24 protein-coding genes and 2 pseudogenes are annotated in these 23661 nt (G+C 70.9%); 9 read left to right on the top strand and 17 right to left on the bottom strand.

What is annotated here, in order from left to right; translation table 11 throughout:
* Window positions 1–54: 54 nt before the first annotated feature.
* Both ACQEV2_RS38000 and ACQEV2_RS37995 read right to left on the bottom strand, forming a co-directional pair.
* Window positions 55–456 (bottom strand): hypothetical protein, encoded by a 402-nt coding sequence (locus ACQEV2_RS38000; protein WP_433052374.1) that lies wholly within the window; start codon window positions 454–456, stop codon window positions 55–57.
* A gap of 638 nt (window positions 457–1094) precedes the next feature.
* Window positions 1095–2543: pseudogene (locus ACQEV2_RS37995) on the bottom strand (serine/threonine-protein kinase).
* Between the two features lie 423 nt (window positions 2544–2966).
* Here ACQEV2_RS37995 and ACQEV2_RS37990 point away from each other — a divergent pair.
* Window positions 2967–4307 (top strand): DUF2254 domain-containing protein, encoded by a 1341-nt coding sequence (locus ACQEV2_RS37990; protein WP_433052372.1) that lies wholly within the window; start codon window positions 2967–2969, stop codon window positions 4305–4307.
* Window positions 4308–4372: 65 nt separating this feature from the next.
* Here the strand turns inward: ACQEV2_RS37990 and ACQEV2_RS37985 are convergent, their stop codons facing one another.
* Complete coding sequence (locus ACQEV2_RS37985) at window positions 4373–5398, bottom strand: 6-phosphofructokinase (protein ID WP_433052369.1); 1026 nt, start codon at window positions 5396–5398, stop codon at window positions 4373–4375.
* 381 nt (window positions 5399–5779) lie between these two features.
* Between ACQEV2_RS37985 and ACQEV2_RS37980 the strand changes: the two genes are divergently transcribed.
* From ACQEV2_RS37980 to ACQEV2_RS37955, 6 genes are all read left to right on the top strand, one after another.
* On the top strand, window positions 5780–6568 hold the full coding sequence (locus tag ACQEV2_RS37980; RefSeq protein WP_433052366.1) for a GntR family transcriptional regulator: 789 nt from the start codon (window positions 5780–5782) through the stop codon (window positions 6566–6568).
* An 82-nt stretch (window positions 6569–6650) separates the two neighbouring features.
* Window positions 6651–6878, top strand: a complete 228-nt coding sequence (locus tag ACQEV2_RS37975) for a 4Fe-4S dicluster domain-containing protein (protein WP_018568287.1) — start codon at window positions 6651–6653, stop codon at window positions 6876–6878.
* 15 nt (window positions 6879–6893) lie between these two features.
* Window positions 6894–8240, top strand: a complete 1347-nt coding sequence (locus tag ACQEV2_RS37970) for an ABC transporter substrate-binding protein (protein WP_433052362.1) — start codon at window positions 6894–6896, stop codon at window positions 8238–8240.
* The gene (locus tag ACQEV2_RS37965; RefSeq protein ID WP_433052359.1) at window positions 8237–9145 is read left to right on the top strand and encodes an ABC transporter permease; all 909 of its coding nucleotides are present in this window, start codon (window positions 8237–8239) and stop codon (window positions 9143–9145) included. The genes ACQEV2_RS37970 and ACQEV2_RS37965 overlap by 4 nt, the downstream gene beginning before the upstream one ends.
* Window positions 9129–9950: an ABC transporter ATP-binding protein gene (locus ACQEV2_RS37960; RefSeq protein WP_433052356.1), complete on the top strand. Its 822-nt coding sequence runs from the start codon at window positions 9129–9131 to the stop codon at window positions 9948–9950. The genes ACQEV2_RS37965 and ACQEV2_RS37960 overlap by 17 nt, the downstream gene beginning before the upstream one ends.
* Window positions 9947–12724: a fumarate reductase/succinate dehydrogenase flavoprotein subunit gene (locus ACQEV2_RS37955; RefSeq protein ID WP_433052353.1), complete on the top strand. Its 2778-nt coding sequence runs from the start codon at window positions 9947–9949 to the stop codon at window positions 12722–12724. Before ACQEV2_RS37960 ends, ACQEV2_RS37955 begins: the two co-directional genes overlap by 4 nt.
* Before the next feature lie 85 nt (window positions 12725–12809).
* Here the strand turns inward: ACQEV2_RS37955 and ACQEV2_RS37950 are convergent, their stop codons facing one another.
* From ACQEV2_RS37950 to ACQEV2_RS37930, 5 genes are all read right to left on the bottom strand, one after another.
* Entirely contained in the window at window positions 12810–13361 is a 552-nt protein-coding gene (locus ACQEV2_RS37950) for a GNAT family N-acetyltransferase (protein ID WP_433052350.1), read from the bottom strand.
* An 86-nt stretch (window positions 13362–13447) separates the two neighbouring features.
* Window positions 13448–14173: an SDR family NAD(P)-dependent oxidoreductase gene (locus ACQEV2_RS37945; RefSeq protein ID WP_433052347.1), complete on the bottom strand. Its 726-nt coding sequence runs from the start codon at window positions 14171–14173 to the stop codon at window positions 13448–13450.
* Between the two features lie 177 nt (window positions 14174–14350).
* A complete protein-coding gene (locus ACQEV2_RS37940; RefSeq protein ID WP_433052344.1) occupies window positions 14351–14509 on the bottom strand; it encodes a carboxymuconolactone decarboxylase family protein in 159 nt (52 codons plus the stop codon).
* Window positions 14510–14613: 104 nt separating this feature from the next.
* Window positions 14614–15411, bottom strand: a complete 798-nt coding sequence (locus ACQEV2_RS37935; protein WP_433052341.1) for a maleylpyruvate isomerase family mycothiol-dependent enzyme — start codon at window positions 15409–15411, stop codon at window positions 14614–14616.
* Window positions 15412–15548: 137 nt separating this feature from the next.
* A complete protein-coding gene (locus ACQEV2_RS37930) occupies window positions 15549–16370 on the bottom strand; it encodes an SDR family NAD(P)-dependent oxidoreductase (RefSeq protein WP_433052338.1) in 822 nt (273 codons plus the stop codon).
* A gap of 93 nt (window positions 16371–16463) precedes the next feature.
* Here ACQEV2_RS37930 and ACQEV2_RS37925 point away from each other — a divergent pair, with 93 nt between their 5' ends.
* Window positions 16464–16883: a MarR family winged helix-turn-helix transcriptional regulator gene (locus tag ACQEV2_RS37925; RefSeq protein ID WP_433052335.1), complete on the top strand. Its 420-nt coding sequence runs from the start codon at window positions 16464–16466 to the stop codon at window positions 16881–16883.
* 12 nt (window positions 16884–16895) lie between these two features.
* On the opposite strand, the gene ACQEV2_RS37920 is transcribed toward ACQEV2_RS37925, so the two are convergent.
* Entirely contained in the window at window positions 16896–17594 is a 699-nt protein-coding gene (locus ACQEV2_RS37920) for a TetR/AcrR family transcriptional regulator (protein ID WP_433052332.1), read from the bottom strand.
* A 152-nt stretch (window positions 17595–17746) separates the two neighbouring features.
* Here ACQEV2_RS37920 and ACQEV2_RS37915 point away from each other — a divergent pair, with 152 nt between their 5' ends.
* Window positions 17747–18562 carry an SDR family NAD(P)-dependent oxidoreductase gene (locus ACQEV2_RS37915; RefSeq protein ID WP_433052329.1) on the top strand — a complete coding sequence of 272 codons (816 nt, stop codon included), beginning with the start codon at window positions 17747–17749 and terminating at the stop codon, window positions 18560–18562.
* Window positions 18563–18737: 175 nt separating this feature from the next.
* On the opposite strand, the gene ACQEV2_RS37910 is transcribed toward ACQEV2_RS37915, so the two are convergent.
* From ACQEV2_RS37910 to ACQEV2_RS37875, 8 genes and pseudogenes are all read right to left on the bottom strand, one after another.
* Entirely contained in the window at window positions 18738–19088 is a 351-nt protein-coding gene (locus tag ACQEV2_RS37910; protein ID WP_433052326.1) for a hypothetical protein, read from the bottom strand.
* A gap of 156 nt (window positions 19089–19244) precedes the next feature.
* Window positions 19245–19739 (bottom strand): annotated as a pseudogene (locus ACQEV2_RS37905) (GNAT family N-acetyltransferase); the annotation flags it as partial.
* Window positions 19740–19817: 78 nt separating this feature from the next.
* The gene (locus ACQEV2_RS37900) at window positions 19818–20252 is read right to left on the bottom strand and encodes a VOC family protein (protein ID WP_433052323.1); all 435 of its coding nucleotides are present in this window, start codon (window positions 20250–20252) and stop codon (window positions 19818–19820) included.
* A gap of 275 nt (window positions 20253–20527) precedes the next feature.
* The gene (locus ACQEV2_RS37895) at window positions 20528–20794 is read right to left on the bottom strand and encodes a DUF4235 domain-containing protein (RefSeq protein ID WP_433052318.1); all 267 of its coding nucleotides are present in this window, start codon (window positions 20792–20794) and stop codon (window positions 20528–20530) included.
* A complete protein-coding gene (locus tag ACQEV2_RS37890) occupies window positions 20791–21264 on the bottom strand; it encodes a DUF3618 domain-containing protein (protein WP_433052315.1) in 474 nt (157 codons plus the stop codon). Before ACQEV2_RS37890 ends, ACQEV2_RS37895 begins: the two co-directional genes overlap by 4 nt.
* Complete coding sequence (locus ACQEV2_RS37885; RefSeq protein WP_433052312.1) at window positions 21261–21680, bottom strand: phage holin family protein; 420 nt, start codon at window positions 21678–21680, stop codon at window positions 21261–21263. The genes ACQEV2_RS37890 and ACQEV2_RS37885 overlap by 4 nt, the downstream gene beginning before the upstream one ends.
* Before the next feature lie 130 nt (window positions 21681–21810).
* Window positions 21811–22350, bottom strand: a complete 540-nt coding sequence (locus ACQEV2_RS37880) for a phosphatase PAP2 family protein (protein ID WP_433052309.1) — start codon at window positions 22348–22350, stop codon at window positions 21811–21813.
* A gap of 167 nt (window positions 22351–22517) precedes the next feature.
* Entirely contained in the window at window positions 22518–23579 is a 1062-nt protein-coding gene (locus ACQEV2_RS37875; RefSeq protein ID WP_433052306.1) for a YihY/virulence factor BrkB family protein, read from the bottom strand.
* Between the last annotated feature and the right edge of the window lie 82 nt (window positions 23580–23661).

Below are 23661 nucleotides of genomic sequence, written 5' to 3'. Positions count from 1 at the left end.
TCATGCCATGGATGCGCGGCAGCCGACGAGGCCGGTCGGCTGCGAGCGAGTGGTCTAGATCCGCCACCGCGACGTTCGGACGAGCGCCACGCGGCCGGTGCGTGCGCGGCGACGTCTGCGGGATGGATGCCGTACGAGTCGTCCCGCCGGCAAGGACACGGCGATGAGGACGACGACGGCCATCGCGACGAGGGGAAGATCCTCGCTCGTCTGGGCCGCGGTACGGACCATCGCGTCCGCCGCACAGTCTTCGGCCCCGTGCGGTACATGAGGCCCGTGCGGGTCCTCACCCGTGGCCATCGCCGAGAATCCGGCGGACACGGGCGCCGACGCATGCGCCTCCTCGGGCAGACCGTGCATGACGGCGCACAGGATGAGCGCCATCACGAAGGCGCCGCGGATCGCCGAACCGAGTCGGCACGACAGGGGCGTCGGCGTGGGGGAATGCGTCGGCACAGGTCCTCCGTACTGCTGCCATGTCTCCGATGAGGACGGAGTCGGGCGCAGACATGGGGTGGTGGCAGGACGGCTTCGACGGACGTGACGGCCCATCATGGACACGGGGGACGACGCCCGTCGCGCGGTGCCGGCCGAACCGGTGACATCCGGCGGCCGGTTGGAGGACTCCGGGCTCCTAGACCTGCCGCACCACGGAGGCTGCTCTGAGAGCCGCCGGAGACGCACCGTCGTGGGGCGCACCGGTGGTCGGCACTCGTATGGTCGCGGCGTCGTCGGCACTGGTCGATGCGCGAACCGACGTTGCACCACAGGGCGGTGCAAGGAAAGAACTCTGCTGGGGCTGCCCCGCTACGCAGTGCTCACCAGGATGTGCCGGCCCATGCCCACCGCCCTCGGTCGACGGTGCGGCTGGGGCGGTCGCGCTGATGGAGAGGTGTCCCTGGACGCTCTCGCTGTGCACGCCGTGTGTGACGAGGACGCCGAACAGGAGCACGGCCAGGGCCAGCACGCGCAGCAACGGACCCGCAGCGGAGCGGGTCCTGACGATGCGCCAGGGCGACCGAGCCGTAACCATGCCGTGATCCTAGCGGCTCGCCGGACCTATGAGACCGGCGGGACGGGAGTCCGCCGCTCGGTCAGTCGGTGAACCCGTCCCGCACGGCGTCGAAGACGGGACGGTACGTGCCCCACAGGGCTTCCGGAGCCGACAGATAGATGTCGTACTCCCGACCGCCCGCCGTGCCGTATCCGAGGTCGATGGCGCGGAAGGCGCGGGCGCGGTCGTGGAAGGTGAACTCCCAGACCGCGGCCGGTTTTCCGCGGAACATGGTCTTCTGCAAGCGGAGCCTGCGGTACGTGGGGTAGTTGGCCTTGGTGTTCGCCTCGATGTCCTTGAAGTGTTCGACGGGGTGCGAGCCCGCCGGATCCACCATGCCGATCGTGACGCCGGCCAGGCCGCTCGGGTCGGCGTAGGTGACCTCGTCGCTCGGCCCCTTCTTCGGCTTCCAGCCGTCCGGCACGGGGAAGGAGACGCCGAGTTGCCGGTCCCGGGCCACGTGGCGTAGAGGATCGCCGCGGCAGCGGACGCGGCCAGGACGGTCACCGTCGACAGCAGGACGCGCCGCCTCCGCTTCCGGTCCCTGCGGCGATCCCGTGCGCCCTTGTCCGACGGCGTCGGCGGGGTATGCGGCGTCGGGGACGTCCGTGCCGCGTCCGGTGTGGCGTCAGGCCCGTGGTGGGCGAGGGCGGCTGAGGACAGGGTCGTCGAGCCGCCGGACCAGGTTGCCCGCAGAGCCCGTTCCGTCTGCTCGGCCGTGGGCCGGTCCTCGGGGTTCTTCGACAGCAGGGTCTCGATGAGCGGTTCCAGCGGACCGGCCCGCCGCATCGCCTCGAGCGGCTCGACCGCGATGGCGTACGCCGTCTCCATGGCCGTGTCGCGGCGGTACGGCGGGTGTCCCTCGACGGCCTGGTACAGCGTCGCGCCCAGTGACCACAGGTCGGAGGAGGGACCGGGATTCTGACCGCGGACGCGCTCCGGGGCCATGTAGTCGATGGAACCGACCATCTCCCCGGTCCGGGTGAGCGTCGAGGTCCCGGCGGTCCGGGCGATGCCGAAGTCGGTCAGGACGACCCGACCGCCGTCGGCCAGCAGGACGTTGCTGGGTTTGATGTCGCGGTGCAGGACACGGGCCGCGTGCGCGGCCCGTACGGCGGCGATCATGCCGAGGCCTATGCGGGCGGCCTCCTCGGGTGGCAGGGGCCGGCCGCCGTGGAGAACGTCGCCGAGGGTGAGCGCGGGGACGTACTCCATGACGATGCAGGGCCGGCCGTCGTCCTCGACGACGTCGTGGACCACGACCACGTTGGTGGGCGACCCGGGCCGCGCTGCGTGCCTCGCGGCGGGTCCGCTCGTAGAGCGTGGCGACCTCGGCGTCGGACAGATGTGGCTGCGTGTGGAGCCGTTTGAGTGCGACCTGGCGGGCGAGCAGCTCGTCCTCGGCCCGCCACACCGTGCCCATGCCGCCGCGGCCGATGCGCTCGACCAGCCGGTAGCGCCCGGCGACGAGCCGTCCCTCGTCCGACACAGCCCTGTCCTCCGCCTGCTCTGCCCCCCTTCGTGCCACTTGGCCCTGCACAGTAACCGACCTCGTCGACAGGCCGGTGGGCGATCCGGCATCCGGAACCGCACCTCCGCGCGCCCTCGGGGTGGTCGTGGAAGGGGAGGCGAGCGGCCGACAGGCGAGGCCGGCCCGGCCGTGATCGTGGGCCGGGGACGGGGCAGGTTTTCCGTTGCGCGGCCGTGTGCGCAGCACGTATGCCGGGCTCGGCGCGGCGTTCGCGGCGGCCTGGCCCTCCCCCGTCCCAGGCGGGCACGCATCGCTTGGACGGCCGAGGAACTCATCGGATACTGGGCCGTGCCAGGCCGTGGTCGGCGCCGGCCGCGTGGTTCGTGGAGACGTGCCAGGTGTCGGCCCGGGCGGGCAGGCATCGACGTGCTGGGGTTCGACATGATCCGACGTGATGCGCTGGCGGAGTACGTTCGCGGGTCGCTGTGGGTGCTTCCCACGCTGTCCGTGCTGGGCGCACTGGTCGCCGGAACCCTGCTGTCCTTCGTCGAGACCGGCTCGGGGTCGCCGCTGGCGTTCCAGGGGACCGCCGACGACGCCCGGACGTTGCTGATCGGGATCGCCGGGACGATGGTGACGGTCATCGCTGTGCTGCTGGGCCTGACCGTGGTCGCGCTGCAGTTGTCGTCCACCCAGTTCTCGCCGCGGCTGCTGCGCAACTTTCTGCGGGACCGGCCCAACCAGATCGTGCTCAGCGTCTTCGTGGCGACCTTCGCCTACAGCGCGGCCGGCCTTTACACGGTCGGCGTCTCGGGAGGGAGCCGCTCGGAGAGCTTTCCCCGGTTCGCGGTGAGCGGTGCGATCGTCCTGCTCTTCGTCAGCCTCGGTCTGCTGGTCTTCTTCGCCGACCATCTCGTGCACTCCATCCAGGTCGACGCGATCATGACCGTGGTGGAGCGCAACACGGTGCGGGTGATCCGCGACAGGGTGTTCGCCGGCGGCGAGAAAGTCGGTGGAGTGCCGGAGGGGGCCGTGCCCATCGCCGCCCGGCGCTCCGGGTATGTGCAGGTGGTGCGTCCGCGGCTGCTGCTGTCGGCGGCGGCCGAGCAGAAGGTCTGTCTGCGGCTGCGGCCCCGGGTCGGCGAACACGTCGTAGCCGGAACGACGCTGGCGTGGATCTGGTACGACCCACCGCGCGATCCGCCGCCTGACCCCCAGGGGTTCGTACGGGTGCTGGACGCCGGAGTGCGTATCGGATTCGAGCGCACCCTGGAACAGGACGCCGCGCTCGGCATCCGGCAGCTGGTGGACGTGGCCTGCAAGGCGCTCTCTCCGGCGGTCAACGATCCGTACACGGCGGTCCAGGCCATCGATCACCTGTCCGTGATCTTTTGCACGCTCGCGCAGCGCCCCCTGGGCAACCACGTCGTCCGCGACGACAGCGGGGCCGTCCTGATCATTCCGGGGCGGCGGTTTCCGGAATACCTCGCCGTGATGTGCGGGCTCGTCCGGCGCTACGGGGCTCGTGAACCGACCGTCGTCCATGCCCTGCTTCGGTTGTTGCACCACTGCGCCGCCGTGGTCGCCGACGATGCCGAGCGGTGCGCGGCGATCGAGGAACAGGCCCGCGCCGTCATCACCGACGCCGAGCGGCAGGTCGCCCAGCCGGCCGACCTCGCCCTCGCGTACGCGGAGGCGGAATCCGTGCATCAACAGGTGGCCAAGAACCGGCGGACCGCTCACCGACCCGACCACCGACCGGATGAGCCGCGCCTTCCTTGACCGGTCGGCCGGGAGGCAGCCGAGCAGCCGCCACAGCGGTCGTACTGCCCGACAGGCAGCGCAGTTCAGCCGAAGAACACCTCGAACTCGTCGTACAGCGACGGATCGACCTTCTTGGTCTGCGCCGTGGCCTCGGCGAGGGGCACGCGGACGATATCGGTGGCGTGCAGGGCCACCATCGTGCCGTAGTCGCCGTCCTTGACCGCGTCGACGGCGTGCAGCCCGAAGCGCGTCGCCAACCACCGGTCGAAGGCGCTGGGGGTACCGCCCCGCTGGACGTGGCCGAGGACCGTCGTGCGGGCGTCCTTGCCCGTGCGCCGCGAGATCTCCTGAGCCAGCCACTCGCCGATGCCGGACAGCCGTACGTGGCCGAACTCGTCCAGCGAGCGGTCCCTGAGGAACATCCGCCCTTCCTTCGGAACGGCCCCTTCGGCCGCCACGACGATCGGCGCGTAGTTGATCCGGAACCGGCTCCTCACCAGTTCACAGACCTGGTCGATGTCGAACGGCCGCTCCGGGATGAGGATCACGTTGGCGCCGCCCGCGACACCGGCGTGCAGCGCGATCCACCCGGAGTGCCGCCCCATCACCTCCACCACCAGGGTGCGCATGTGCGACTCGGCGGTGGTGTGGAGGCGGTCGATGGCCTCGGTCGCGATGCCCACGGCCGTGTTGAAGCCGAAGGTGCTGTCGGTGGCGGACACGTCGTTGTCGATGGTCTTCGGCACGCCGACCAGGTTCACGCCCTGACGGCTCAGCTCGGTGGCCACGCCGAGGGTGTCCTCGCCGCCGATCACGACCAGCGCGTCCACGCCATGCCCGGCGAGCGTGTCCTGAATGCGCCGCACCCCGTCCTCGTGCTTGAGCGGGTTGGTCCGGGAGGAGCCGAGGATGGTTCCGCCGCGGGGGAGGATCCCCCGCACGCTGCTGATGTCCAGCGGTACGATCTTGCCCTCCAGGGCGCCGAGCCAGCCGTCCCGCACGCCGACGAACTCGAAGGCGTACTCCTGGACGCCCTTGCGGACGACGCTGCGGATCACGGCGTTGAGGCCGGGGCAGTCGCCGCCGCCGGTCAGCACTCCGACCTTCATGGCTTCCTCCCTTCCGCCGGGACCCCACACGGATCGTCTCCCTCCAGCGTCCCTCCATACGATCCACAGCGCCCACTCCACGCCCTCCAGCGCCGCTCCCCCTGCATGTCCGCGGCCTGCCGTGGGTCTCGCGGGGAACCCTCGGCGCATCGCACGGCTCCCGGCGACTTCCGCCGTACGGCATCAAGGCCCTCGCGCGCTTCGCCCGCGAGGGCGCACCGGACCCCTCGGCCGTGACCGTTCCACCAGAGCCGGCGGACCCTGGCAGATCTTCCTTCCCGTACGGCGAAAGCCCAGGTCAGCGAGGTATCCGGCGATGCGTCAGGTGGCGCAACACTTCCGCAACACCACTTTCCCTACCGGATGAGTATGGTTCCGGCCATGTCTCCGACCGACCGCATCCGCGAACACGCCGGCCAGGGCGCGACCACCGTCGCCGCCCACCGTGCGCGGCGCCGGCTGCGCGCGGACCGGGCACGTCAGCTCGCCGACCTGCTCCGCCACCAGATCCTCACCGGCGGCTTCCCGGCCGGCGCCCTCCCCCACGAGTCCGCCCTCGCCACCGACTACCGCGCCTCCCGCAACACCGTCCGCCAGGCCCTCGATCTGCTGCGCGCCGAAGGCCTCGTGGAACGGCTCCCCGGCGTCGGCACGGTCGTCGTGGCCCAGAAGTACCCCCATGGACTCGACCGACTGATGGGCCTCGCGGAAACCCTGCGCGAACACGGGCGCGTCACCAACGAGGTCCGCACGACGGTCCCCGTCCCCGCCCCGGCCCCGGTGGCCGACCGCCTCCACCTCCCGCCCGGTGCCGACGTCCTCTACATCGAGCGCCTGCGCCGGCTGGGCGGCCTTCCCCTCTCGCTCGACCTCACCTACATCCCCCTCGACATCGGCACCGCCCTGCTCGGTGAGGACCTGGAGAACACCGACATCTTCCGGCTCCTGGAGACGCTCACCGGCAGCCCGCTCGGCCACGCCGAGATCAGCCTCGAGGCGGTGAACGCCGACGCCCACTCCGCCGCCGTACTGGATGCCCCGCAGGGCGCCGCCGTACTCATGCTGGAACGCCTCACCCACCTCGCCGACGGCCGCCCCGTCGACCTGGAGTTCATCCGCTTCCGCGGCGACCGCATCACGATGAGCGGCCTGCTGCACCGCTCCCTCTGACACCCGCTCTCTGACATTTCCTCACTGACACCTCCTCACCGACACCTCCTCTCCCAAGAGCTCGACCTTCCCGGAGACAGCCATGCCTTTGGCGCCCCAGCGGGCCGACGTGCCCGTGACCATCGACGAGTCGAAGTGCATCGACGGCTGCACGCTCTGCGTGGACATGTGCCCGCTGGACTCCCTCGCGATCGACACCAGCAGCGGCAAGGCGTACATGCACGTCGACGAGTGCTGGTACTGCGGCCCGTGCGCGGCCCGCTGTCCCACCGGAGCCGTCACGGTCAACATGCCCTACCTGCTCCGATGAAAGGCCTGAACTCCCATGAAACGCACCGCACTTGCCGCATCCGCCGCCCTGCTCCTCGCGCCGCTCACCGCCTGCGGCGGCAGCGCCGCCGCCGGCGGTGACGGCTCCACCGTCACGGTCACCGTCGGCTATCAGTCCAAGACCATCAACACGGTCACCGCGGGCACCCTCCTGCGCTCCCTCGGCTACTTCGAGAAGCAGCTGAACTCCCTCGGCGACGGCCGCACTTACAAGGTCGACTGGCAGGACTACGCCACCGGCGCCCCCATCACCGCCCAGATGACCGCCGGGAAGATCGACATCGGGTCGATGGGCGACTTCCCGCTGCTCATCAACGCCGCCCGCGGCAAGCAGCTCGGCCGCCCCACCCACCTGGTCTCCGTCACCGGCTACAACCTCCGCGGCGGCCTCAACACCATCGTCACCGCCCCCGGCTCCAAGCTCGCCTCCCTGAAGGACCTGAAGGGCAAGAAGGTCTCCACGAGCGTCGGCTCCGCCGCCGACGGCACCCTCGTACGGGCCCTGCAACGCGCCGGCATCGACCCGAACGACGGTGTCGAGAAGCTCAACCAGCAGCCCGCCGTGGGCGCGTCGGCCCTGACCGCGGGCAGCGCGGACGCGCTCTCGCAGTTCGTCGCCTGGCCCGGCCTGCTCACCTACCAGGGCAAGGCGAAGGCCCTGTACGACGGCGCCCAGCTGAACCTGCCCACCTTCCACGGGGTCACCGCCCGCGAGGACTTCGCCGAGGACCGGCCGGCCGTGCTGGGGGCCTTCCTCAAGGCCCAGGCACAGGCCACCGACTACCTCAACACTCACCCCGTCGCCGCCGCCGAGAAGGTCGCCGAGGCCACCGGCCTGCCCGCCGAGGTCGTCTACCTCTACAACGGCGCCCACGGCATCTCCACCTTCGACCCGGCCGTCAAGCCGCAGCTCGTCTCCGCGCTGAAGCAGGACGTGTCGGTCCTGAAGGCGGCGAAACTGACCGGCGACGTGGACGTGGACTCGTTCGTCGACGACCAGTACGTGAAGAAGGCGCTCGGGGCGTCGTACGAGAAGCAGCTCGCGGCCACGCCGCCGGCCGCCGCGAGCGAGGTGTGGCCGAAGGGCGCCCAGGAGACCAGGACCTTCAAGTCCCCGGCGGAGCTGCTCGGTTACCTGGCCACCCACCCCGACGGGTTCCGCGCCGCCTACGTCCCCGACGCCACCACCGGCACCCTCTGGTTCGCCGACAAGGCGGTGTGGGTCGCCGACGGCGAGAAGCTGCTGCCGTTCGTCGCCCCCGCGACCGCGCAGGCGTACGCCGACGGACACGACGGGGCACGGGTCATCACGTACGCCGACGCCCTGGAGCGTGCCACGTGAGCCGGACCGCACCACGAGCCGCCCGCTACGCCCTGCGGGTGGCCGCCCTCGCCGCCGCTCTCGGCCTGTGGCAGCTCCTGACCAGCCTGGACGTCGATGTCTGGCTGCGCTTCTCGCAGTTCCCCACGGTCACCGACGTGGCCCACGCCTTCGCCGACCGCCTCGCCGGGGCGGACTACTGGACGGACCTCACCGACAGCCTGACCCGCATCGTCACCGGCTTCCTGCTGGCGGCGGTGCTCGGCGTGGCAGGGGGCGTGCTCGTGGCGCGCTCCCGGCTGGCCGAGGACCTGCTGGGCCCGCTGCTGGAGGTGGTCCGCCCGATCCCGGCGATCGCCCTGGTGCCCGTCGCGATCCTCCTGTTCCCCTCCAACGAACAGGGCATCGTCTTCATCACCTTCACCGCCGCCTTCTTCCCGGTCCTGGTCTCCACCCGGCACGCCGTCCGCGCGCTGACCCCGGTGTGGGAGGAGGCCGTGCTCACGATGGGCGGCGGCCGGTGGCGGATCCTCGGCTCGGTCGTGCTGCCGGGCGCGCTGCCCGGCATCTTCGGCGGCCTGTCGGTCGGCATCGGCGTCTCGTGGATCTGCGTGATCTCCGCCGAGATGATCTCCGGCCAGTACGGCGTGGGCTACCGCACCTGGCAGGACTACACGATCGTCAACTACCCCGGTGTCTTCGTCGGGATGCTCACGATCGGCGTCCTCGGCTGGCTCACCTCCACGGCCGTGGAGCTGCTGGGCCGCCGCCTGACCCACTGGCTGCCACGCACGTCGTACGTCCCCGGAACCCGGCCGGCCGCGACCGCACCGCGCGCGCTCGCGCCCGCCCGGCCGGCCCCCGCCGCCGTCCGCACCGAACGGCCCTCCGACCCCGAGGAGGCACGCGATGAGCACCTCGTCTGACACCCGGTCCACCCTCCGTGCGGCGGGACCCGAGTCGGCCCTCCATACGGTGGACAAGGCGCCGTCCTCCGTCCGCGGCACCCGGCTCACCCTCCACGCCGCCACGCTCGGCCGCCCCGACGCCCCCGTCCTGGCCGACGTCGACCTGGACGTCGCGCCGGGCGAGATCCTCACCGTCGTCGGCCCCTCCGGATGCGGCAAGTCCACCCTCCTGCGCAGTCTGGCGGGCCTGCTGCCCCCGCTCGCCGGAGAAGTCGGCCAGGACGAGCGCCCCCTGGCCGGCCCCTCCGCCGAACGCGCCCTGATCTTCCAGGAGGACGCCCTCCTCCCCTGGCGCACCCTGCGCGCCAACGTCGAACTCCCGCTGGCCATCCGCCGCGTCCCGCGCTCCGGGCGCCGCGTCCAGGCCGAGGAGTGGCTGGCCCGAGTCGGACTCGCCGACCATGCCCGCCAGTTGCCCCACCGGGTCTCCGGCGGGCAGCGCCAGCGCGCCCAGCTGGCCCGCGCCCTGGCCGGGCGCCCGCGCGCCGTCCTGATGGACGAGCCGTTCGGCGCCCTCGACGCCCAGACCCGGGCCGGCATGCAGGACCTACTGGTGCAGGTGCTGCACGGCACGGGCGCGACCGTCGTCTTCGTCACCCACGACGTGGACGAGGCCCTCTTCCTCGGCGACCGCGTGGCCCTGCTCGGCGCCGGCCGCCTCCTCGCCGTACGGGACGTACCGCGCCCGCGCGACCGTACGGCCCTCGGCGACCCGGCCCGCGCGGCCCTTCGCCGCGACGTCCTCACCTCGCTCGGCACGTGAAAGGCACCACGGTGAACACCCGCGCCAACCCTCCGTCGGAGGCCCTCCGGATCCCCGCCCTCGCCGACGCCGAGGAGCTGACCTGCGACGTCCTCGTCATCGGCGGCGGCACCGCCGGCACCATGGCGGCCCTGACCGCCGCCGAGCACGGCGCGGACGTCCTCCTCCTGGAGAAGGCGCACGTCCGTCACTCCGGCGCCCTCGCGATGGGCATGGACGGCGTCAACAACGCGGTCATCCCCGGCCGCGCCGAACCCGACGACTACGTCGCCGAGATCACCCGCGCCAACGACGGCATCGTCGACCAGACCACCGTCCGCCAGACCGCCACCCGCGGCTTCGCCATGGTGCAGCGGCTGGAGTCCTACGGCGTGAAGTTCGAGAAGGACGAGCACGGCGAGTACGCGGTCCGCCAGGTCCACCGCTCCGGCTCGTACGTGCTGCCGATGCCGGAGGGCAAGGACGTCAAGAAGGTCCTGTACCGGCAGCTGCGGCGGCGCGCGATGCGGGAGAGGATCCGCATCGAGAACCGGGTGATGCCGGTGCGCGTGCTCACCACCGAGGGGCGGGCCGTGGGTGCGGTCGGCTTCAACACGCGCACGGGCGCGTTCGTCACCGTCCGCGCGGGCGCCGTGATCCTGGCGACCGGCGCCTGCGGCCGCCTGGGCCTGCCCGCCTCCGGCTACCTCTACGGCACCTACGAGAACCCCACCAACGCGGGCGACGGCTATGCGATGGCGTATCACGCGGGCGCTGAGCTGACCGGCATCGAGTGCTTCCAGATCAACCCGCTGATCAAGGACTACAACGGTCCGGCCTGCGCCTATGTCGCCAACCCCTTCGGCGGCTACCAGGTCAACCGGCACGGCGAACGCTTCGTCGACTCCGACTACTGGTCGGGCCAGATGATGGCGGAGTTCGCGGAGGAAGTCGCGAGCGACCGGGGCCCGGTCTACCTGAAGCTGAGCCACCTCCCGGAAGAGTCGATCTCGGCCCTGGAGTCGATCCTCCACTCCACCGAGCGCCCGACACGAGGCACCTTCCACTCCGGCCGGGGCCATGACTACCGCACCCACGACATCGAGATGCACATCTCGGAAATCGGCCTGTGCGGCGGCCACTCGGCCTCGGGCGTACGGGTCGACGACCACGCCCGTACGACCGTCCCCCGCCTCTACGCCGCCGGTGACCTGGCCTGCGTACCGCACAACTACATGATCGGCGCGTTCGTCTTCGGCGACCTGGCAGGGGCGGACGCCAGCCGGTACTCGGCGTACGAGGGAGAGCTCCCTGCCGATCAGCTGCGTGAGGCACACGAGCTGATCTACCGTCCGCTGCGCAACCCCGACGGCCCGCCGCAGCCCCAGGTCGAGTACAAGCTGCGCCGCTTCGTGAACGACTACGTGGCCCCGCCGAAGTCCGGTGCGCGGCTGTCGTTGGCCCTGGAGGCCTTCGAGCGGATGCGCGACGACATCGCGGCCATGGGCGCCCGCACCCCGCACGAGCTGATGCGCTGCGCCGAGGTCACCTTCATCCGCGACTGCGCGGAGATGGCAGCGCGCGCCTCCCTGGCCCGCACGGAGTCCCGCTGGGGCCTCTACCACGACCGCCTCGACCATCCGCGGCGCGACGACGCGTCCTGGTTCCACCATCTCGATCTGCGCAAGTCCCCTTCAGGTGCGATGGAGTTCACGGCTCGTCCCGTCGCTCCCTACCTGGTTCCGGTCGACGGCTTCACCCCGGTCGGCGGCTCCTCCCGGAGCCTCGGCGAGGTCCACCCCGAACAGGTGGCGACGGCGGGAGCCCGGGAGGCGGCGCCGGTGGCGTGGGGACAGGAACCCACCGTGGCCGGCGCAGCCGTCCAGCCCCGCGCCGACGCGGACACGCCGGGCTCGCCTCGTCTGCTCGAGCTCCTCTCCCTCGCGGAGGACGAGCCCGAACTCTCCGTCCTGGCCCCCTACTTGGCGGACGCCGAACCCACCGTCCGCCGTACGGCCGTGACGGTCCTGACGGAGACCGTGCCGCCGGGAACCGGACCGGCCCTGGCGTCGGCGCTCGCCGACCCCGACGCGGGCGTCCGCGCCGCCGCGGTTGCCTCCCTGCGCGAGCTGGTCGAGACGCTGCCCCCCGAACCGGCCCTGCGGGACGGCCTCGCCACAGCCCTGTCCGAGGCCGACCCCGCCGTCCGTACCGCCGCACTGGACGTCCTGCGCGCTCTGCGGCTCGGCGACGCCGGTCTGTTCGCGGCCTCACTGACGGACCCCGACATCACCGTCCGCATCTCGGCCGTACGGGCCCTCGTGTCCGTCGACGCCGTCGCGGAGTTGGCCCGCGCGGCGGCGGCCGACCCGTCCCGCGAGGTCCGCGTCACGATCGCCAAGGCCCTCGCCACCGTGGGCCCGGGCTCGGGCCTCGTCCACTCGGCCCTCACCGAGCTCGTCGACGACCCCGACGCCCTGGTGCGGGGGGCCGCCTATGAGGCTCTGGGTACGACGGGCTGCCCGGCCGCCCTGATCCCACTCGCCGAGGCGGCCCTGTCCGACCCTGCCTGGCAGGTGCGGGCCGGCGCCGCCGCGGCGCTGTCCGCCGCCGATCCCGACCGTGCCGTACCCGCGCTCGCCAAGGCCGTCGCCGACCCCAACGCCGACGTCCGCAAGGCCGCCGTCCTGGCCCTGACCCGGCACCGTGCCACCGCGGACGCCCGAGCGGCCCTGTCCGCCGCGACGGCGGATTCGGACGCGGACGTCAGGGCCTATGCGGCGCGGGCACTGTGACCGGGCCCTCCGCCGACGCCCCGGATCAGCACGGCAGGGCTGCGGTGCACGCCGGAAAACCGCCTCTTCGAGCGCCGTGTGGTCATCAGCGGTCGGACGGCGGGACCGAGGGCCGTACGCCGAACCACTGCTCGGCGCCGTACTCCTCGAACCGCTCCACCTCGGTGAACCCCAGCTTCTCGGCGAGGCGCAGCGCGCGGTCGTTGGCAGTCCGGGTGCAGAGCACCACCGGCTCGCCGGGATGCGCGCCGGCGAACCAGTCGAGCACCGCTGCGCACGCCTCGGCGGCGTACCCGTATCCCCACGCCTCCGGCAGGAACAGGTAGCCGAGCTCGGCCTCTCCGGCATCCGGACGCACGTGCCCCGGACGTTCCGCGTCGCGCCGGTCGAGCGTGATCATGCCGATCATCGCTCCGTCGAGTTCGATCACGAAAAGGCCAGGGCGCCGCCCGGGCACCTCAGGCACCCCACGTTCCAGCTCATCACGCGGTCGAGGGCCACCGATGTAGGTGCCCACTTCCGGCGATGCGAACAACTCGATGAATGCCGCACGGTCCCGGGCCTCGGACTCGCGGAGCACGAGCCGTTCGGTCCTTGTCGGGGCGGGTGGCCAGGCCACGGGTCCGGGATCAGTCATGGCGGGCAAATTATCCGACCGTTCCGCGTTGCCCAAGCCGCCGCTTGCAGGCAGAAGTGCTCCCGGCACGCCGGGAGTTCGATCGTTCAGAAAGCGGTGCCCGTCTCCTCGGCCAACGCCTGCAGGAGACGGTCCTGGAACGCCTCGTCATGGACCGCGCGATGCGGCTGCTGCCGTTGGCAGTGGTACCAGTACCCGCCGGTCGTCAGGGCCTCGGGTTCGTCGCTGACAGCAAGCCACTCCTGCGTGCGGTGGCCGAGTTCCAGATCGTCCGGTGCACCTGGTCCGCCCATCTTGGTCGGCACCCAGCCCGGATCCACGGCGTTGCTCAGTACCCCGGGGCGCAGGCGGGCCACCGCGGCGGCGAGCGTCGTGACGAACAGCTTGCTGTCGGCATACGAGCCCGCGCTCTGCCCCCGCCAGTCCACTCCGGCAAGCGAAGGGCGCCCGCCCAAGTGCGAGCCGCTGCTCAGGTACACCAGCCGGCGCGGGCCCCGGAGCAGGGCCGTCAGCAGATACGGTGCGACGATGTTGACCGGCATGACCGCCGGTCCGCTCCACACGCCGGCGTTGTGGATGACCGCGTCGAGAGGCTTGGCGTCGTTCAGTTCGGCTGCGATGCGCCGTACGGCGTCACGGTCCGTGAAGTCGCCCATCACGAGGTGTGCCCCACGGTCGACGAGCGCCTTGAGGCCGGCCGCGCGCTCCTGGTTGCGGGCGTGCACCACCACCTCGTGTCCGGCGGACAGCAGCGAATCGGCCGCGGCACGTCCAAGGCCGTCCGCGGAACCGGTCACCAGGATCCGGCTCACGATCGCACCGCCTTCCGTACGCGCGATGTCCGGGTGAGCGCCGCAACCGGGAGCGTGAGGGCCGCGCCGGCACCGTGCATGGCTGCTCCTCGCATGGGAGTGCCTCCTTCCGTTCGGGCCGGCCGGTCCCCGGGTTCGTCCGGTGTGCCGAGCCCCTGCTTGGAACATGCTGCCGGTTCAGGCTACGAAGACCTGCTTCGCGGTCGTATGCGCCGCCATGGCCTTGGGCCGGCCGGCGTAGAAGGCGAGGGGGGTGATCACCTCGATGAGTTCGGTCTCGGTGACGCCTTTCTCCTTCGCGCACCGGCAGGTGAGCCCGGCGGCACCCGAGGGCATCGACGCCGAGATCGACCGCCTGCCCCGCCTGCGCGCCCGCCTGGCACGGCGGACGGGGTGGGCTTGAGCCTTGGTTCAAGGCGGGGCGGAGCGCATGTGCCTTCTCAGAACGCGGAGTTGGCGAACCAGTGGGCCAGCAGGTGCTCGTCCCCCTCGTGGGCCAGGGCCTCGGCCTTGTAGGGCAGTCGGCCGTAAACGAGCAGGAGCAGGTCGGCCGCGGTTCCCTGGACGGTCGCGTCGGTGACGGCCGTGGGCGGGTGGGCCGTGTCGACCCCGAAGCCGTCGGGCCGCAGGCGGACGACCCAGGCGTCGTCTCCGTCGGTCGTGCGGAAGCGGATGGTCCTGTCGGGGCCGCGCAGGTCGGCCACCTTGGGGGCGAAGAAGGTGGCGAAGGGCAGGTTGACGAGGAACTCGTCGATCCCGTCGACCGCGAGGGGGCGGTCGATGGCGGGCCGCAGGCCGAGTGCGAGCTCGGCGTCGGCCCGGTGCAGCAGGGTCTCGAAAAGCATCCGGCGTGCCCAGAAGCGGGCGTACTGGTCAACGCCCCAGGCCCACATCGGCAGGTCCGGGTCGGTGTCCGCGAAGGCGTCCGCGGCCACGGTGGCGCTCTCGGCCAGCCAGTCGGGGTATCCGTCCTTCTGGTCCGGTAGCCGGAGGTCCACCTCCCGCGTGCGCGGGGGCTCCTGGATCCGCGCTCGCAGCAGGGCCGAGAACCAGCGCTGGACGCTGCCTGTGTGCTTGACCAGGTCGGCCAGCGTCCAGCCGGGACAGCTGGGCACCGCTGTCGCCAGGTCGGCGTCCTTGACCGCGGCGACGAACCGGGCGGTCTCCGCCGCGACCGCCGTGCGGTGATCGACCGCGGTGAAGACGGGCGCGGGGTGGGTGTGGTCGGGCGTCGTCATCGTGCCATGCCTTTCAAAGGGACTGCGGATTCGAGCGGACGGCTGGTGAGGGGCGGCTTTGTCGCTGCTGGACCTGTCGACGGCCACAGGCGGGCGCTGTTCCATCCGCCTGCGACCTACACGCACATCGAGAGGGGCTAGGCGATCCATGCGCCGGTCAGGGCCTGCACGGCCGAGCCGTCGCGATCCGTGAGCTTCACCGCGGTGAACGCGCGCGCGGCGTCCGAGGTCTGGACCCGGAAGGCGGGCTGTCCGGCTTCGAGCAGTTCGACGATCGCCGCCGCCGCGTCCGCCGGTGTCTGTGCGGCGGCGAAGGCGTCGCGGGTGCGGGCCAGGTAGGCGGTCAGTGCGGGTGCGTACGGGCCGGCTTGCTCGACCACGGTGTCGCGGCCGGCGACGTTGCTGACGAACTCGCTGGCCACCGCGCCCGGCTCGACCACGCTGACGGATACTCCGACCGTCGCTGCGACCGGGGCGAGCGACTCCATGAAGCCCTCGACCGCGAATTTGGCCGCGCAGTATGCCTCGTTGAACGGTTGGCCGACCACGCCGCCGACGCTGGTGACGGTCACCACACGGCCCTTGCTCGCACGCAGCATGGGCAGGGCCGCCTTGGTGACATGCAGGACGCCGAAGAAGTTGACCTCCATGACGGCGCGCACGTCCTCGACGCTCTCCTGCTCGAGCGTGCCGAGGTGGCCGGCGCCGGCGTTGTTGACCAGCGCGTCCAAACGGTCGAGGCCGGCCAAGGAGGCCGTGACGGAGACCGGGTCGGTCACATCCAGCGCGCGGACTTCGACGCTCACTCCGGCTGCCTCCGCCGCCGCGAGCAGCGGGCCCGCCTTGGCGGTGTCGCGCATGGTGGCGATCACGCGCCAGCCGCTTTGTGCAGCGGCGACGGCGGAGGCGAGGCCGATGCCGGAGGAGGTGCCGGTGATCAGGACGGTCTTGAGGCTCATCTGTCGACCCTTACTTATGGATCATAATCAATATTTTTAATAACTATGTGCTATGGCATTTCAGGCTGTCAAGTACATTGCTAGGCTGATCTCATGCCCAAGCCATCCGATGAGCTGACCAGGGAGGTTGTCGGTCTCTTCGCGGCCATCAACCGTCGCTACGCGCAGGAGTCCGAGGCCGCAGCCACCGCGCACGAGTTGACCCCACTCCAGGCCAAGGCACTGCTCGCCACCGAGGATCCGGTCCCGATGCGCCACATCGCCGACCGCCTGCACGCGGAGCCCTCCAACGTCACCGCGATCATCGACCGCCTGGAGGCCCGCGGCCTGGTCGAGCGTCGCCCGAACCCGGGTGACCGCCGCGTCAAGCTCGTCGCCGCCACCGCGGCCGGTCGCGCCGTCATCACCGACCTCCGCACCCGTATGCCCTTCGCGGCCGCCCCGCTGGACCGGCTCAGCACGGAACAGCGCGAGTCCTTGCGCGAGCTGCTGCAACTGATGCTGGAGGCCTGACGGCGGCTGGGGTCAGGCGGTCGTATCCGGTTCCGACGTGGGGAGGTCGGCCGGGCTGGTGCGGAGCATGGCCTTGCGAAGGGCGTCGTGCTCGGGTGAGGCGGGCAGGGGGCCGCGGGCCGGGGCCTCGAAGGACTGGATGAACAGGGCGACGACGCGGCGCCAGGCGTCGGGGGCGGCGCCGGCGGTGGCGTTGACGACCCCGGCGTTGGCCATGTGGAGCAGCACGATGTCCGAGGGGTCGAAGTCCTCGCGCAGCCGGCCCGCGGCCTTGGCCCGGCCGATGAGTCGCACCATGCCCTCGTACGCCTCGTTGCGGCGCTGCTCCATGGCCTTGGCGGTGGGAAAGGACGTGGTCAGCACGTCGGCGAAGCCGTAGTCGGCGGCCTGCATCGCGCAGGCGGTCTCGAGGTAGCCGACGAAGCCGTTCCAGGGGTCGGGGTCTTCGAGGGCGGTGGCGACCGCGTCGGCGTAGGCGTCCATGCGGTCGGCGAAGACGGCGGCGACCAGCTCTTCCTTGGTGGGGAAGCGGCGGAACATGGTGGCGATGCCGACGCCTGCTTCGCGGGCCACGGAGGCCATGGAGGCGTTCAGGCCGTCGCGGGCGAACACCCTGCGCGCGGCAGCGATGATCCGGCCCCGGTTGCGCTCGGCGTCGCTGCGCAGCCGCTGGGCGGCGGTGTCGTCGGGGTGCCGGGAGCCAGGGGTCATGCCGGCCAGTCTAGCAATCGGATTGACCTATCCACTTTTGCTGCTAGCGCGACACCGGCAAGACGGATAGCCCTCCGCTTCTTGGTCCGGATAGGGCTATCCGGATCAAGAACGTGCTGCTCCACTCCCGAGATTGGTTCGAAAGGATCGCTGTGACCAGCATCGCCATCGTCGGAGCCGGCCCCCCGCTGGGCCTGGCCATCGCCCGCACCTTCGGCGGCCAGGGCATGGACGTCGCCCTGATCTCCCGTAGCCGTGAGAAGCTCGACGGCCTCGTCGGCAACCTCAGCGCCGGGGGCATCACCGCAGCCGCGTTCCCCGCGGACGTCCTCGACCGAGACGCGCTCACCGAGGCCCTCAAGGACGCCGCCGCCAGGTTCGGCCGCATCGACGTCCTGGAGTACTCCCCGCTCGCCATCGAGTTCCAGTTGTACGGGGCCATGGCCGCCACCCAGGCGGTACTGCCCGCGATGCGCGAGGCCAGCACGGGCACGCTGCTCTACACCACCGGCGCCGGCTCTCTCGACCCGCTGCCGGTCGTCGGTAACGTCAACGCCGCCGCGGCGGCACTGCGGGCTGCACACCACCAAGCGCGACCAGGCCGAGATCGTCTACAAGGGCTGAGACCGTTTCCCCATCCCCGCCAGGTTCACTGGAAGTACGCGCACGCCAGCCAGGTCACCGCCAACCGTGCCCTGGAGCTCCTCAGCCACCCTCGCGGCTGGCAACCGCGGGCCAGAGCACCAACGACGCCTACCCCGCAGATCCACCGCATCCTCCACCGCAAGTTCTCCACCCTGCTCGGTGGCCGCAACACCATCGAGCACCACGACCAGCTCATCGACGTCTGCGCCGGCGGCGACGCTCGCGCCGCCGCGGAACTGTCCGGACAGCACTGGTCCGAACTGGGCGGCCACATCAACCAGCTCTTCGACAACAACCAGTTCACGGAATCCGCGCTCGCCTGACCGTCCCGCATCTCACCCCATCGCGTCGGCGGCGTGCACTTTCTCCAGCCGGCGCTGCCGGTGCCGTGCAACCGGCTGACCCTGCGTGATCGCACCACCGCGAGCCGCGTCCGCCGGGCCACACCTTCGCGCAGACGGTTCATCGACAACGGCGCACACGACGGCACCGGGAGGGTCAGGTCGGCTCTTCGCCGACTTCCGCTGCGGCCATCAGCGCGGTCTCGTAGACGTCGACGACCTGCTCCACGGTCCGGTCGGTGCACTGCGCAAGGTCAGAGATCGCCGCGACCGCCCAGTTCGCCAACGACAGCGCGAAGGCAAGCAGCTCGTCGTCACCACGACCTCGCTTGACCCCCAGCAGGTAGGCCAAATTGAGATAGGGCACGAGGTCGGGATCCGAGACCTGCCCCCCACTCGTCCTCACCATCTCGATCGTGGTCCGCGTCGCCTCTCCGCGCAGCGGCAGCAGTCGGTCCCGTTCGGCCTGAACCTCGGCGATCACCCACTGGCGCTCATGCTTGTCCACGCTGTTCCTCCCGGACGTCGTCCCACCCAATGTGGCTGATCGGACGCCTTCTTACACCCCGTTAGGGCCCAACCGCGCAGAGTGTTGCCCTCCTTCGACCGCGCACTGGCCTTCGACGGCTTCGAGAGGTCCTTCCAAGCCGACACGCGGAACGGCTGCGCGCTGCATGCACACCAGTTGATCCCGCTCGTCCCATGACTCCGTGACGGTGAAGCCGAGCCGTTCGTACAGGGCGATGGCCCCGGTCCGCCATTTCCACACCGACAACCGCACGGTGCTCGCGCCGCTTTCCGCAGCATGCGCGAGCGCCGCGCCGGCAAGGTCGGACGCGACGCCCCGGCCCCGGAATGCCGGATCCGTCCAAAGTCTCTTGATCTCCGACCGCCCCTCGGCGGGGGCGGTCACCACCAGACAGCCGACAGCGGTGTTCCCGCTCAGGGCCAAGAGCACGACATCGTCGGCGAACGCTGTCCGCGGGTCCAGGACTTCTGCCCGGTAGCGCTCCGGCAACCCGTCCACGTCGGCAACGGCCTCGCCCTTCTCTGCCTGCGTCCGCAGATGATAGGCCGCCAACAATCCGGCCAGTGCGTCCTCATCGGCAGAGGTCCGGCCCGGCCAGCGGACGACGGCGACCTCGGGTTGATCAGTCATGACGCCAGCATCACATGACTTTCCCAACGGCTGGGAGACGGCTCCCCACGGCTCCCCCCTCGCCGTCTCGGAGGATGCTCAGTCGAGACAGAACTCGTTACCCTCGACGTCCTGCATCACGATGCACGACTCATTGACGCCATCGGCACGCAGTAGTCGCACGCGTACCGCGCCGAGCGCGACCAGTCGGGCACATTCGGCCTCAAGCGTGGCCAGGCGCTCCTCCCCCACGAGTCCGGTACCGACCCGCACGTCAAGATGCACCCGATTCTTGACGACCTTGCCTTCAGGGACGCGCTGGAAGAACAGTCGCGGGCCGACACCTGTGGGGTCACTGCAGGCGAACCATGAGTCCTGATCCTCCGGGGACTGGGAGCGGTTGAAATCGTCCCAAGAGGCGAACCCCGCCGGTGGCGGCGGTACGACGTACCCCAAGACCTCGCACCAAAAGCGAGCGACGCGCTCAGGTTCCGCGCAGTCGAAGGTGACTTGGAACTCCTTGATCGATGCCATCGGGCCACCGTAGCAAGGGGGCTCTGTGGCTCAATTCACGGTCAGCCGCCGCATGTTCACGAGAGGATGACTCTGGCGGGGCAGTGGTCGTGCTCGTACCAGATGCGCCGTTGCCCGATGCGAGTGGCTATGTGCCGGATGCGGTGAACCGCTGGTACGGCCGCTGTTGCGAGGGCAGCCCTGGGTGCGCGGTCATGCGTGTGGCTCTCCTTCCGGAAGTCGACCGCCCCTCGGCGCCCGCGCCGGTTTGACCCGCCGCGGGCGTCGACGGCGGGTCAGCCGGGCCAGGCGCCGGTCAGACGGCGGGTGGCCGTGGCGCCTCCGCGGTCGACGGCCGCTTTGACGCCGGCGAAGATCGCGCCCTGCAGGACGGCTGCCGACAGAACCTCGCGCCAGGTGCGGTGCTCGTCGGTGGCATCTGGGGCGTCCTCCTCGTGTCCGAGCCTTTTCCAGACCTGCTTGAACACCGTGCCGGCCAGCACACCGCTGACAGCGCCCATGGCCAGGCCGACCGGCTTGTAAGCGACCTTCGAGGCCTTCATCGGTGCCTCCTGGCACGTCGGACGAGCAGCAGCGCGATGAGCGCGCCGCCGGCGGCGGCGAGCAGCGGGGCGCGCTTGGCCCGCGCCGCTTCCATGCCCTGGCCGGCCTTCTCACGGACCGGTTCCGGGGCCTTGTCCCGGGCAAGCTCTGCGACGTGCACGGCCTTGTCGCGGACCTGCTCCCTGGCCGCGGCGGCCTTGGCGCGCACCGGTTCCGGGGCCCGGTCCTGCACGGCGTGCGCGACGTGCGTCGCCCTGTCCTTCAGCTGGGTCCTGACCTGTGTGGTCTTCGCGGCGACCTGCTGCTTGACGGCCGCTGTCTTCTCCTGGGCGCGGGTCTTGACGTCGGTCTTCGCCGCGAGCGCCTCGACGGTCTCGCCGAGTTCCTCACGGGTCGCCTCTACCTGCTCGCGCAGTTCCTCCGGGGAAGATGCGGCCTCATCGCCTTTGTGCGGCTTGTCCGGGGTCATCGCTGTGCCTTCTCCTTGATCTCGGCCACATCGGCCTTGACGCTGTCCATGGTCTGCTCGGGCGACGGCGGGGATGCCTTGCTGATCTGCTGCTTGCCGAGAGCCGCCATCAGCGCGGTCACGGCGGCCAGGACGCCGGTGACGATCAACGCCGCCACCCATACATCCATGGCGAGCGACAGCGCGGCGATCACGGTGGCCACCAGTGCCTGCAGGGTGAGAACACCCACCAGGCCGGCACCGCCGAACAGGCCACCGCCCTTGCCGAACCGCTTGCCCTTCTCGGTCATCTCGGCCTGCGCCAGGCGCATCTCGTCACGTACCAGCTGCGAGAGCTGCTGCGAGGCACGCTGCACCAGATCGCCCACCGGTTCCTGCGCTCCGGCACCAGTGCGGTGGGGGCTGTCTGCTGTCATGGATGCTCACCTGCCCTTCGTCGACGTTCCGGCAGGCGTGGCGGCCTGCGTTCGTGCTCGCACAGCCCGTGGCCTGCCCCATTGATCCGGTCGGCTTCCGTGTACCCCCGCATCAGCGCCTCACCGCCCGTCAGAACACGCGCCGACACAGCACATGCGGTGCGCCCCGGACCAGGGCAGCCGCGACCAGCCCGATCACGCCTCCGGCGGCCACGTCGGAGGGGTAGTGCGCCCCGCTGTGCACCCGCTCCGCGGCCACCATCACCGCCGACACCCCACACGCGGCACCGGCGGCGGGCCACAACGGCGCGACGGCCCCGGCGAAGGCGAAGGCCGCGGCGGTGTGCCCGGAAGGGAAGGAGGAGCTGTCCGGGCGCTCCTGGAGTTCCTCCTCCGGGACCCATTCCGGTGGCGGGCGGCGCCGTCGGTACAGCGGCTTGGCAACCGCGTTGGACAGCACTTGGGCCGTCGCCATGGCCGCCACTCCGGCGGCGGCGGCCGCACGGCCGCGCCACCCACCGAACGCGACCATCGCCGCGGCCGCCGCCCACCACAGCTTGGTGTGCTCGGCCGCCTCCTGCACCGCGGGCGCGACCTGCCGCACCCAGGGCGGCCCCCACCCGATCGCCCGTCTGGCCAGCCGGTGATCCCCGTCGTGCAGCTCAGCCATCGTGCCCATGACCAGCCGACTTCCCACCCGGGGGCCTCTCACACCGATGCCGTGGTCGATTCCGCTGTCCCCGCTGCCAGGACCCGCGGAGAGTGCCTTGGAGGGGCCAAGGAGGTGGCCCGCAGCGATCCCTCCGCCACCTCAGGATTCAGTGATCCTCCGCCACCTCAGGATTCAAGGCGGCGGCGATCCTCCTCGTCCCACTTCCGCGTGTCGCGCGGCTCGACGTACGGCTCCTCCTCGGCCGCGTGACCGCCGGCCACTGCGCGTTGCCGGGCCAACTCCGCATCGCACTCCAGGCCCAGCAGGACCGCCAGATTCGTGATCCACAGCCACACGAGGAAGATGATCACGCCGGCGAAGGTGCCATAGGTCTTGTTGTACGAGCCGAAGTTCGCCACATACAGCGCGAAACCCGCCGAGGCGATCATCCAGATCACCAGCGCCAGGAAACTGCCCGGAGTGATCCAGCGGAATCCGCGCACCCTGGCGTTCGGCGTCGCCCAGTACAGGATGGCGATCATGATGGTCACCAGGAGCACCAGCACCGGCCACTTAGCGATCGACCACACCGTCAGGGCCGTGTCACCCACCCCCAGCGCCGCGCCGATCTCCCGCGCCAGGCCGCCGGTGAACACGACGATCACCGCGCTGACCACGGCCAGGACCATCAGCACCACCGTCACACCGACGCGCACCGGCAGCACCTTCCACACCGGGCGGCCCTCCGGGACGTCGTAGACCGCGTTGGCGCTCCTGATGAACGCGGCGACATAGCCGGAGGCCGACCACACCGCCAGCAGCAGACCCACGATCGCCATGACCGAACCGATGCCGGCATTGCCCTGCATCTGCTGCACCGCGTTGCTCAGGACATCCCGCGCCGCGCCCGGGGCCAGGTTCTGGATGTTGTCCAGCACCTGCTGCGACGCCGACTGCCCGACGACCCCGAGCAGCGAGATCAACGCCAGCAGCGCCGGGAACAGCGCCAGGATCCCGTAGTAGGTCAGCGCCGCCGCCCGGTCGGTCAGCTCGTCCTTCTTGAACTCCTTCAAGGTGCCTTTCAGCACCGCTACCCAGGAGCGTTTGGGCAGATCCGTCAGTGCGTCCGGCGCCTGCCGCTCCACCTGCTCATCCGGCCCGGCCTCAGGTGCCCGCGCGGTCTCGGCCTTCTGGTCGGTCCCGCCGTGCCCGCCGTGCCTGCCATGCCGTTTCAATGTCCGTACCATTCCGCCCGAGTAACCGGCGGAACACCACCCATAACAGCATTGACGGCATATGTGGACGATGAGGAAGACCACGGCAGAACGG

It is taken from the genome of Streptomyces sp. CA-251387 (assembly GCF_050936625.1).
Classification (GTDB): Bacteria; Actinomycetota; Actinomycetes; order Streptomycetales; family Streptomycetaceae; genus Streptomyces.
Note: the sequence above shows the minus strand (reverse complement) of the source record. Positions and strands in the feature narration are given on the sequence as shown.